The sequence below is a fragment of the uncultured Microscilla sp. genome (assembly GCF_947493425.1).
Lineage (GTDB): Bacteria > Bacteroidota > Bacteroidia > Cytophagales > Microscillaceae > Microscilla.
Map to the genome: position 1 here is coordinate 73053 of NZ_CANLRP010000001.1, position 12012 is coordinate 85064.

The window sequence follows — 12012 nt, forward strand, 5'->3', positions numbered from 1 at the left end:
GAGCTTTTTTTATGGGCAAAGGGCATGAAGCCGAGGTGGTTTAGTTTCCTATGCTAATAGCTTGTACTGGATTGGTTTTGCGAAACAGAAAAGATTCTTTTTTACCTTTGTATTGCAGGTTTACAATATTTACCTGATCGTCAAAATGCTCCATTAATATCGAGTTTGTAAACTTTGCTTTACGCAGCGATTCCCTAAAAGGTATTTCTATATAAAGCCATACTGCATCGGTTTTAAATTCTTTGCCTATCAAGGTCATCTCCTTTTTTTTACCCCGACGATTTGTAATAAAAAAGCGTTGACGAATATATTTCATTATTAATTGGTGGTGTTTGCCCGACTTGTCGAGTGTTTCTTTTTTGCCCGATACGCTGCCCAGTGCTTTTTCAAAGTCATCAATAAAAATTCTGAGGCTGACCTCAAATGCCCTTGATTGCTTGTTGTATTCTATTTCGGCTATACTGGTGTGAAACTCATGTTTGTTGGGGTGTATTGGTGCATGACTTGCCAAATTAATACTTATGAGTAAAGTAGTGAGTATATTCATTGTGATAGATAATGGTTTACAGAAAGGTAACGCACATAAAAAAACTTCCGATAAACCTTTTGCAAAAGATTTTACCGGAAGTTTCGAATATTTTTTATAAGCGTTGTTAAAACAGTTTTATAACATCATTGATAATGGCAAATGCCATCAAGCCTAGCAATAGTACCATCCCAATGTTTTGTGCTATAATCAGAAAGCGTTCTGAGGGAGCACGGCCAGAGATGATCTCATAAGTAATAAACATCACATGCCCACCGTCTAAGGCTGGAATAGGCAAGAAATTCATAAAAGCCAATACCATAGACAGTAGTCCTACCAATGTCCAAAAGCGTTGAGCAATCCACTCGGTGCCAAAAAACTTGGCAATACCAATAGGCCCGCTTAACGATTTACTTGCAGAGGCATCATTTTTAAAAATACGCCCAAAAACCTTGATTTGCTGATAGATTACATCAAAAGCTTTGAAAGTACCTAAACTTATGGAAGCTCCCAGTGAATACTGCACTTGTTTTTCTTCCAATAAACTTTCAGGGTAAAACCCTAGAGTACCTGTGCTGTCTAATTTAGCCGTAAGCGTTTTTTGTTCTCCGTTGCGTTCAACCTGAATGCGTACCTCTTTGCCCTTATTTTCTTTGAGTACTGGACTCAACTGATCAAACAGCAGGGTAGTTTGGTCATTGACGGTCAATATTTTGTCTCCTTTTTTCAAACCAGCTTTTGCGGCAGGAGTTTTCTTTTTTACTTTGTTTACTTCATAAGGAAAACGAGGTGAAAACAGCGGGTTTACTCCTTTCATGCTGACCAATTTGTTGAGCATGCTGTTGGGTACCTTCACTGTCATTTCTTTGCCATCGCGTTTGATAGTATAAAAACAGTCGCGTTCAGTAATAATTTTACTGCGAAACTCGCTAAATTTTTCTACCGACTCTCCGTTGACTTTAAGTATTTTATCTCCATCTTTCAGCCCTATTTCTTTACCAATGCTTCCTACGGTTACTCCATATTTTTGGGTGGCTTTTGCCGGAGTGTAAGTATCTCCATAATAAAAGGTAAGACAAATAAATACAATAATTCCGGTAATGACATTGACAATGATGCCCCCCATCATAACAATGAGGCGTTGCCAGGCGGGTTTGGCGCGGTACTCCCAGGGTTCTGGTTCTTTTTTAAGGTGATCGGTATCCATTGATTCATCAATGATTCCAGTAATTTTTACGTAGCCTCCCAAAAATATAGGAGCAATAATATATTCGGTGCCTTTGTAAGTAAAACCAACAATTCGGGGACCAAACCCAATAGAAAATTTTTCTACTCTGATTCCAAACATTTTGGCAGCCAACAAGTGCCCCATTTCGTGCAAACCCACTAAAATAGACAACCCAACCAGAAGCTGGGCAATCATTATGAATGTATCCATATTTTTTGTTTTTCTTGTGAATGTAACTGATTGTGCTTACTGGTTATATGTTTTGTGCAGGCAATCAGCCATTGTTTTTCAACAGTTTATGTTTTGGGCTACAAGATACTCAACAATAAGTTTTTCATGCAGCGATTAATGAAGTTTTAGTAAACCATTATATCCAACGGGTGTTACTTAACGATCGCATATAGCTTCGGCCATTTTTCTGGTTTCAGTGTCTGTATATACAAAATCGTCATAAGTAGGCGTAGCAACATAAGGTACTTTTGCCATACAATTGGCAATTACATCCGACATTTCTAAAAACTTGACCCGATCTTTCAAAAACCTGTCTACAGCTATTTCGTTGGCAGCATTGAGTATACAAGGCATATTACCTGCTTGATGCAGTGCGTCAAATGCCAACCCTAAGTTACGAAAGGTTTTCACATCAGGTTGTTCAAAGGTTAAGTTAGGATAGTTGGCAAAGTTAAACCTTTCGAAGTCAGATTTCAACCTTTGAGGATAACTTAAGGCAAATTGTATGGGTAGTTTCATATCAGGTAAACCCATTTGTGCCTTTATAGAGCCATCTTCGAACTGAACGAGTGAGTGAATGATAGATTGTGGGTGAACAATGACTTCTACCTGGCTGGCTTCTAGTCCAAACAACCATTTGGCTTCTATTACTTCTAACCCTTTGTTCATGAGGCTTGCCGAATCAATGGTTATTTTGGCACCCATTGTCCAGTTGGGGTGTTTAAGTGCCTGTGCTTTGGTAACATTGACTAAGTCATTGATTTTTTTTCCCCGAAAGGGACCACCAGAGGCAGTTAAAATGATTTTCTCAATAGGGTTTTGTTCTTCTCCTGTCAAACATTGAAAAATAGCCGAATGCTCAGAGTCTACCGGGTAGATGTTTACCTTGTGTTGTTTGGCCAATGCTGTTACCAATTCACCTGCTACTACTAAAGTTTCTTTATTAGCCAGTGCAATGTGTTTTTTTGCCCTAATAGCGCTCAAGGTGGGCCTAAGCCCCGAATAGCCCACCAATGCAGTAAGTACAACATTGATTTCGGGGGCGGTTACTACCTCACTTAAGGCATCTTCCCCTGCCATTGCCTTGGTTTGAGTATGAGCCAGGGCCTCTTTTAACTTACTGTAATGGGCTTGGTTAGTGATAACCGCAGCTACTGGGGCATATTGCAGACACTGCTCTATTAGTAAGTCTACGTTGTTGTGGGCGGTTAATACCGACGCTGTAAATTTATCAGGGTGGGCGGTTATCACCTCTAAGGTTTGTGTGCCTATAGAGCCGGTAGAGCCCAAAATAGCTATGTGCTTTTTCATAATGAAAAGGGGATGAGTTTATCACTCAGGAGTTTGAGAATAGCAATGACAGTACAATGGTTATTAAAAGAATGGGGTTATGAGCTGATACTTTTGTGCTTTTTCTTACCCTTGCGTTTTTTGCGATCCCGGTAGTCTAAATAATAACCAACTGCCGGAAAGAAAATACTTCCGGCCACGATAAGAATGATTTTAAGGAACATGTATCAAGTATTTGAGTTATTTCTGCAAAAATAACAATTCAAATTGGAAAGAGTTTGCAAAAAAGTGGCAAAGTTGACGAAAGCTTTGAGTAACCAACGAAAAAGAAGGCAAAATAAGAACGAAATTTTTATATTGAGAGAGAAGTAATGGACAATATAGTTTTAAACAAGTCTGGTATATCCGGAAAAGTAAACCCCAGGGACTGGATTGTTTTATCTGTGGGAACAATCACTAAAACAATCTGTTAATTTTTTTTAAAAAACATGAATTTTTATTGGTATATCTCTAGTCAGGAGGTGGATATGTTGCACCAAAATCTGGCAAAAAACTGGTGGGATAGTTTTCCGCTTAAGTTGAATTTAAAGACGCCTTGGTTTGACCTTGAGGGGAGCAACACTGATGCCAGCGTCCAAACGCTCAAAAACTTGCCAAAAGTGATCAGAAAAATAGAAAAAAAAGGAGACTTAAAAGCCTTTGAAGATATTGGCCAAGAGGCTCCCTTATTTTTTGGCTTTCAAGGGGCAGGCATCAAGCTGATAGAAGATGATACCGTATTGGTGGCAGTTGTGAGGCAACATCAGGTGTTGTTATTGACAGGAGCCACAGCCAACCTGATAGGAGGGAAGGTAGAAACTCTTAGGCTGCAAAGTTCTAGTAATGCTTTGGTAAAATCACTAAAAATTGCTTGGAATGAATCCGGAGGCATAGCCAATGGTACAGTAAACCAAATAGTAATAGAGTTGCTCCGGCAAGCCAGTGACCATGTATTTCCGGTAGTAAAAGGCATTGCTACTTTTACTTCTAAACTAAAAACAGATGAATCGGCATTTAAGAAAATAAAAAGACCTGAAATAGAGTCGATTATAGTAGGGAGCCCCCTTTATATAGAACAAGTGGCCATTTAAGGCGTTTGAGTAGGTGTATCAATCACTAAAAAAATAAGATTATGAAAATACAACTTACCCGAAATGTCGTTTTATGGCTTATGGTATTCACACTGGGGTGCCAAACCAGTTTTGCCCAAAAGATCGTGACCTTGTACAAGCTGCCTGCATCACCTGAAGAGTTTGTAAAAATGCGCAACAAAATGTCGAGAAGCCCTGAAGGAGGAGCTGCCATGTTTTTGGCGGCATTGCTCAATATGGGTAAAAACGAAAAGTTGGGCATGCAATGCCTCACCATTGCTATAGACCAGTCGCAGGTAGTAAACGGTAACGTGTATAAAGGCTATAAACCAGGTCGTAGTGTAATGTATCACTTAAACCGTCTGAAAAGAGGAGGTAGTAGAGGTAATTTTTGGGCGTATGCTCCTAAAGCGTATCTAAAAGGAGCTACTTTAAAGAATGGCTATACTCCCAGCAAACCCTATAAAGTAGTAACCTCACGAAACAAATACAGTGGTAAAGAATCTAGTGGCAGAGTTAAAGTATTTGTCGATGTAGCAGGTTTTAGACCTCGCCCAGTTACAATGAAACGCAATGATAAAGGGATTTGGAAAGCCTATGAGTTCTCATCTTTTTTCTTAGATGTGCCTAAAGCATCCAAGAAAAAAGATGATCTTTAGGCGAAAAGCGACAGGATGTAAATACGGAAGCCCCAAGACTTTACAAATAGGAAAGTCCTGGGGTTTTTTATTGGTTTTTTTGGGTCGTATCCTGTTTTATGGGAGCAGGTGGAGGTGTTGCATTGGTTTTGGGATTGAGCACTTTGGCTTCTACTTTTTCTTCTTTGTCCTTTTCTTCTACCACTACATATACATCCTCTCCCTTCTTTTTCATATAATATTTTTCACGGGCAAACTTCTCTAGTTTTTTGGGGTCAGTAGAAAGCCTGGCGCGTTCATCTTTTATCTTCTTGATGCCATTGGCATAAAAAACCTTGTCTTTCTGCAGTTGCTTTAGTTTTTCACGACGTTGGTACTGAGTATACAAGTCGTTGATATCGAAAAACAACATCCATATCAAAAAAATGCTTCCTGTGATAAAGTAAAAGCTGCGAAAGAATTTAGGGATTTTGAATTTCTTTTTTTGCACCTCTCCCCGATTTTTCAACATATTGCCCAATCGTTTGCCTGCGTTGGTTTTGGGGGCATTGATCAATTCTTCTTCTTCGTCTTCGTGCATTTTACTGTGCGTTTTAATTCTTGAATGTAACTCTTTGTATCGTGTGTTTTAAACGAAAAACGTGATTATTCCTGAAAAACCAGTTCGTACATCTTCTTCAATTCAGGATTGACTTCTTCTCTTTTTAATTTTTTGAGTAAATCTTCTACCCCTGGCATATCGGTTAGGTAGCTCAGCGATTGATAAGCTAAAAACTTGACCGAATCGGACGCCTGCCCTTGAATGAGTTGGGTAAGTAGATCGATGCCCTTTTTTTTGTTGGTTGCAGTACTATTCATTAAATACAAACCAAATGATTGTAAAAGCTGGTGGCGGGTAAACAATGAGGTTTGCCACAGCTTTTGTTCAAACCATTGATATGCTTTGATAGGTTGGGTATTGGCATAATAGTTTGCTACTACACTTACTACCTCTAATGCCTTATAATGCTCAAATTTAACAATTTTTTCTGGGATGTCAGGAGCATTTGTCTGAATATACGCTTCTAGCGAAGCCCCTACCACTGCATAAGATTTTGCGCTGAGCCCTTTGGCAAATAGTGACTGATACTGATTTTTGTCTAAAGCCGCCAAAGCACGAATAGCTGACGCCCTTACCAGTGTCTTAGGATCGCTCATGGCAAGTTTTTCAAGTAGGTTTTTTACCAAAGTTTTTTGAGGGTACACATCATTGGCAAGTTTTTCTATGGCACGTTGACGAATAGCCCAAAACTTGTCTTTAAGTGCTGTAATGAGCGTTTTTTCTAAAATAGGGCTTAGTTGCTTCTTGTCATAAATTTTATCTATCACTTCCATCCGGGCTTTATAGGTAGGTTCATGGGTGTATTGATAAGCCATCGCTGTATCGGTCTTAGAGTGGGCTATGAGCCCCAATAGTTGTTGTTCTGCATCAAATACTACCAAGTCGGGGGCTTGGGCAAGCTTAAACCGGAAAGTTTGGGTGGCTTGAGTAATATCAATTGTGTGCAATTGCCTTTTACCTTTGCTCCATAAGGCTACTTTGAGAGGCAAACGAAAGACTCCCAAAGAATCGTTTATTTGCTTGGTGTACAGCGTAAGCACGCCATTGTCAAACTGATGGTTAACCCTTACTTTGGGGTGCCCGGAACGAAAAAACCATTGATCAAAAAACCACTGTAAGTCTTGACCTGTTACTTGTTCAAAAGCCAGGCGTAAATGATGAACCTCCACTGCTTTGTATTTGTTTTGAGTCAGGTATACATTCAGTGCCCGCCAAAAGGCTTGCTCACCCACATACTTGCGTAACATATGCAATACTCTTCCTCCTTTATTATAAGAGTGGGCGTCAAACATATCTTCGCGGTGTTTATAACGGTACCTGATCAAGGGTACTTGTTTGGTTTCGGCTTCTGCCAAATAGCCCCTTAATTCTTGTTGTGCCAAATATGCTGCTTCATCATTGCCATACTTGTGGGCTGCCCAAAGGTATTCACCATAGTTGGCAAATGCCTCGTTCAAAGGTAGGTTGCTCCACGACTCGCAGGTAACCAAGTTGCCAAACCATTGGTGAAACAGTTCGTGGGCAATGATACCATCCCAGTGGGCATCCAGCAAAGCCCGATCGTCAATTTGTAGTCCTTCATTAAATACTGATGCAGTGGTGTTCTCCATTGCGCCCGATACAAACTTCCTTACTACTACCTGGGCGTATTTGTTCCAGGGAAACGGATAGCGGAGCTTTTTTGAAAAAAAACTCAACATTTCAGGGGTTCGCCCAAAAATGCTTTTGGCATATTTCAAATAAGGTTTTTCTACGTAGTAGTATACTTTTTTGTCCTGCCACTGGTCTTTATAAACAGCAAAATCACCCACCGCCATCATAAACAAATAAGGGGCATGAGGTTGTTCCATGCGCCAATAATCAGTACGAGTACCATTGGCATTTTCGCGTGAATACACCAACTCTCCATTCGACAACGTCTTGAATTTATTGGCTACTGTAATGTACATTTCCTGAGTACACCGTTCATTGGGGCTGTCTATAGTAGGAAACCAGCACGAATTAGCCTCAGCTTCTCCCTGCGTCCATATTTGTTGAGGCAAATAAGGAGTTTTGCCGTCTGCGTTTATAAAATACAAGCCAATATCAGCCGTAATTGCCTGGCTTCCTCCTTTAGGCAAATCATAAGGTTTGGCTGTATAGACTACTTCAAGTGTATAGGTTTGTTGGCTGGTATAAGTGGCCCCCAGCTTTATAGTAAGCTTACGCTGATCATATTGATACTTAAGATCTTCTTCAAATTCTTGTTGTCCATTGCTGGTAATAATTTTTATCGAGTGCAGGTCAAAGCCTTTAGCATCTAAAACTACACTATCTTGTGGGTAAAAATAAGGACGAAGTATCAGTGTTGCCTTTCCTAACAAATGCCTTTTTTGCCAGTCAAATCGTACTTCAAGCTTAGTATGTAGCAAGTCGTGAGTGCGGGGTGTAGCGGGGCGATAGGGGAGAGGCTCCGCTTTAACCGTATCTTTTACCTTTGGCAATGGTACAATGCTGCTATCTGTTGTTTGTTTCATTTGCTGGTTGGCAACTACTTTTTTCGAAGATTTGCAACCAACAAAACTACAGGTAACACCCAAGACTGCCATGAGCCATACAATACCTTGCAGATTTATTGCTTTGGTTTTCAGCTTTTTTGTTTTTAAAAGTAATATATTTTCCGACATTTATAACTTGAATAAGGTAAACTTATTTATGAATTTTCAGGTTGCATACAATATTTGCAGCTATTGCCCAATATTAATGAATTAAAAAATATTATTTGATAGATAATATGTTAAAGATAACAGTTACTCCCGCCCAGGCATCAAAAGAAGCCACCAAAACCTATGAAGTACTCACTGACCAAGAGGGTTTGAAACTCAATGGAGAAGAATTTTCGTGGGACTTGTTACAGTTGCAAGACAACAGCTATCATATTATTCACAATAACAAAACCTTTCAGGTAGAAATACTCAAGGCCGACTACATCACCAAAACTTTTACTTTACAGATCAATGGACACTTATATACAGTAAACTCTGAAGATAAGATGGACTTGTTGCTCAAGCGTCTTGGAATGGACAACGTGAACCAAAACAAAGTAAATGATGTAAAAGCGCCTATGCCTGGATTAATTCTTAGTGTAAATGTAAACGAAGGGGATGAGGTGAAAAAAGGCGATATTTTAATGATTCTGGAGGCAATGAAAATGGAAAATGCTCTCAAGTGCCCGGCAGATGGTAAAGTCAAAGCCGTTAAAGTAAAACAAGGGCAAAACGTAGAAAAAAATCAATTACTCATTTTGTTTGAGTAAAAACCAACTGGTACAAACATACGCTAATTGACAAGTACCTGTTGGGGCTATACATCCAATAGGTATTTTTCAACCATTACTTAATGATTAGTTTTTTAGTAAAATACCCATCTGTAGTATACATTCGGATAAAATAAACCCCTTTGGTAATTGCTCCCAATGAAAGCTTAAGTTTAGAATCATTGACCAAAAACTGTTGCTTTACTAGCTTGCCTTTTACATCAAATATTGCCACACTTTTAATTTGTCCCCCTCCAGTTTTGACCCAAAACTCGCCATTGTTTGGGTTAGGCAATATTTTTAAATTGTTCTTGAATTGGGTGGGTGGTGCCAATGTACTTTTGCCATTATATAGTTGTTGTACTTTTTTAGCTTGTGCTATCAAATCTTCGAGATGATCACCTACAACAAAGGCAAAAGCAACGGTAGTACTTTGGTTGGGGGCAAGGCTCAAAGGTCCTGCACCCACTACATGACTCACGTCTGATGCACCTGTAAGTGGGGCTATATTATGAGAGGTACCTGATGATAAAGCTTTGAACTTATCGGCACTGCTAAATCCATCTGAGAGTATTTCTTCTGGTCGGGCAAACCTACGGTTGACCATGGCATAATAAGTAGCTTGTTGATCAGGCGTAAGCAGCATAATACCAGCAAATTCTTGTTCATCACTTTCGGCACTTCTAACATACCCCATTTTATTTACTTCATCCCAGCGTGCCTGGTTGCGAGGGTAAATGCTATGAAGTGTAGGGATGTCCCAATCGGCAAACCAGCCAGCGTATAAGTTTTGGTGAGGTATGTTACTTGTATTGGTAACTGTATGTTCCACTACCATAAACTTGTCGTAAGGAGGCTTATTCCAAAAATAATACCTTGTCTTTACTTGCAACCCCAGTTGATGATCGCCCGCCTGAGTATCTGTAACTACCCCTTCATATTCAAAATCGGCAAGACGAGGCAAAATTACTTGTTTAATTTTTTGGGTTGGCATAAAATGATCGTGATAACCCACAGGAGAATCATTTGCCCATACTGCGTCAACCACTTGCTTACTATTTTTACCTATGATCAAACCCGCAGACAGTAATAGGCGCTTACCCTTATAAACCAAACCCTCTCCCTGTAGGTGATTCCAGTTTTCATCCGTTCCTATCCGTCCATAATCGCTCAGGGTGACCTTCAATTGGTTTTTTTCTACTGTAATATAATCGTTAGACCGGAGTTTGACTGTTACATGTTCGGTAGCGGTGTAACTCCCCGAGCTATAGGTAAAAGTCAAGGTTGTAATCCAATGGCGTGGGGCATAAGGTTTAAGTGTGAGCCGCAAAGGTTGGTTTACGTTATCGAAACTTTCCAGAGTCGCCAACTTGTTAGGTGTAGTTATTTGATCTGTATCTACCTCAAAAAACCTGCTATCTCCAGTTACTTTTATTTTCACTACATCATTGGTAGCCGTGAGTAAATTAGTAAATACAGAGCGGATATTGAGTACCTGATCTTGCTCATCCAGCTGCACAATTTTGGTGGTTCTAATCGATGGTGAAGGATGTGCAGTAAGTGCTCTTAGAATATTCAGCCTGCCAGCCCCCAATTGTTGCCGATACGCAGGTTTGTTCAAGTGGTCTATATTGTCGCTGGTTACTCTCAACAATTCGCCAATTTGCAGCCCGGTCAGGTGTGGCTTTTTTGATTTGATCAACGCTGCTGCGCCTGCTACTACTGCTGAAGACATAGAAGTACCCCTTTTGGTATCAAAGCGACCATTGGCTGCAGTACTTATAATTTGTTCGCCAGGCGCACTTATGTCTGTATTCAAACCATAATTACTTATAGGAGACTTTATATCTTGGGTGTCTACACTGGCCACGCTTAGTACAAACTGATAAGTAGAAGGAGCTTGTAATGAGCTATTGCTACTGTTATTACCTGCCGATGTTACCACTAGAGCTCCTTTCTGTGTAGCATAATCGATGATTTCTTGTTCAAACTTGGAGTGTAGGTTAGTGGTTCTGCCCCAGGAAACATTAATTATATCTGCCCCTTGGTCTGCGGCATACTTGATGGCTTCATACCCTCTTGCAATGGTGTCAGAAGGAGTGTCATCACTGACCTTAAAAATCATTAGTTTGCACTGAGGAGCTATTCCAGCAATGCCAAAGTGGTTGTTCATAATGGCTCCGGCAATGCCTGCTACATGGGTGCCGTGTTCGTGCCCATTGTTGCCAATGTCAGGGTTATTGTCTGGCTTAGGCGAAGCCAGTGAACTACCTATTAAGTCCCACCCCTTGTAATTATCCACCAACCCATCGTGATCATCGTCTATTTTATTGCCAGGAATTTCACCTTTATTGATATAAATGTTGCCTGCCAAATCAGGGTGATCTATATCTATGCCCGTATCTATAATAGCAATCACTACATCAGCAGAGCCTTTGGTAATGCCCCACGCCAAATCAGCTTGTACTTTCTTGATATATGCTTCTTGTTTATGATAAGAAGGGTCATTGGGAGTGTGATCAATTGTATGTAGATAGCTTGGTTCGCCATATTCAACAAGACCAGAATTTTTTACCTGATGAATTGCTTCCATTACTGTAAGAGTAGATTGGTAGCGAACGCGATAAAACAGGTTGATATCATTGGTTTGAGTGTACCTTGCTTGATTGGTTTGAGTCACCACCGACTTAGAAGCAACAGAGGGAGAGAATATAGGCTGTATTTGCCCTTTTATTTGGGAAAGGCATTGCTGAAAACCGCCAGAATAAATAGACTGGATGCGTACCACTTGATGAGCGGTAGGTTTGAGTTTCACCACAAAAGTACGTGCTTCATAAGCTTGCCCCTCAATAAGTTTTTTACTGGTTTGAGCTTGGGCAATAAGCTGTGTTACAACCGTGAGAATGAAAACTATAAAACAGCGCAAAAATATTGTGTTCATAAGGGGGAATGACTTGTTTTTGTAAATATAGAGTTCAAATAATGTAAAAATAAAGTTTTTGGTATGAATAGGTAAAATAAAAAGAGATACGCCCAGGTAGACATATCTCTTTATAAAGAAGTTATCTCAAAT

9 protein-coding genes are annotated in these 12012 nt (G+C 39.9%); 3 read left to right on the forward strand and 6 right to left on the reverse strand.

What is annotated here, in order from left to right; all coding sequences use genetic code 11:
• Positions 1-40: 40 nt before the first annotated feature.
• From Q0954_RS00315 to Q0954_RS00325, 3 genes are all read right to left on the reverse strand, one after another.
• A complete protein-coding gene (locus Q0954_RS00315; protein ID WP_299452168.1) occupies positions 41-547 on the reverse strand; it encodes a DUF6702 family protein in 507 nt (168 codons plus the stop codon).
• A gap of 106 nt (positions 548-653) precedes the next feature.
• Complete coding sequence (rseP, locus tag Q0954_RS00320; protein WP_299452171.1) at positions 654-1964, reverse strand: RIP metalloprotease RseP; 1311 nt, start codon at positions 1962-1964, stop codon at positions 654-656.
• A 177-nt stretch (positions 1965-2141) separates the two neighbouring features.
• Positions 2142-3296, reverse strand: a complete 1155-nt coding sequence (locus tag Q0954_RS00325; protein ID WP_299452174.1) for a 1-deoxy-D-xylulose-5-phosphate reductoisomerase — start codon at positions 3294-3296, stop codon at positions 2142-2144.
• Positions 3297-3763: 467 nt separating this feature from the next.
• Here Q0954_RS00325 and Q0954_RS00330 point away from each other — a divergent pair, with 467 nt between their 5' ends.
• Together Q0954_RS00330 and Q0954_RS00335 are read left to right on the forward strand one after the other, a co-directional pair.
• Entirely contained in the window at positions 3764-4405 is a 642-nt protein-coding gene (locus tag Q0954_RS00330; protein WP_299452176.1) for an SAVMC3_10250 family protein, read from the forward strand.
• Positions 4406-4446: 41 nt separating this feature from the next.
• Complete coding sequence (locus tag Q0954_RS00335) at positions 4447-5064, forward strand: hypothetical protein (protein ID WP_299452179.1); 618 nt, start codon at positions 4447-4449, stop codon at positions 5062-5064.
• Positions 5065-5131: 67 nt separating this feature from the next.
• Here the strand turns inward: Q0954_RS00335 and Q0954_RS00340 are convergent, their stop codons facing one another.
• Both Q0954_RS00340 and Q0954_RS00345 read right to left on the reverse strand, forming a co-directional pair.
• On the reverse strand, positions 5132-5623 hold the full coding sequence (locus Q0954_RS00340) for a septum formation initiator family protein (RefSeq protein WP_299452182.1): 492 nt from the start codon (positions 5621-5623) through the stop codon (positions 5132-5134).
• Positions 5624-5688: 65 nt separating this feature from the next.
• Positions 5689-8160 (reverse strand): M1 family metallopeptidase, encoded by a 2472-nt coding sequence (locus tag Q0954_RS00345; protein ID WP_299452184.1) that lies wholly within the window; start codon positions 8158-8160, stop codon positions 5689-5691.
• Between the two features lie 257 nt (positions 8161-8417).
• On the opposite strand from Q0954_RS00345, the gene Q0954_RS00350 reads away from it, so the two are divergent.
• Entirely contained in the window at positions 8418-8939 is a 522-nt protein-coding gene (locus Q0954_RS00350) for a biotin/lipoyl-containing protein (RefSeq protein WP_299452187.1), read from the forward strand.
• 76 nt (positions 8940-9015) lie between these two features.
• Here Q0954_RS00350 and Q0954_RS00355 read toward each other — a convergent pair whose 3' ends face one another.
• The gene (locus Q0954_RS00355) at positions 9016-11880 is read right to left on the reverse strand and encodes a S8/S53 family peptidase (RefSeq protein ID WP_299452190.1); all 2865 of its coding nucleotides are present in this window, start codon (positions 11878-11880) and stop codon (positions 9016-9018) included.
• Positions 11881-12012: the final 132 nt, after the last annotated feature.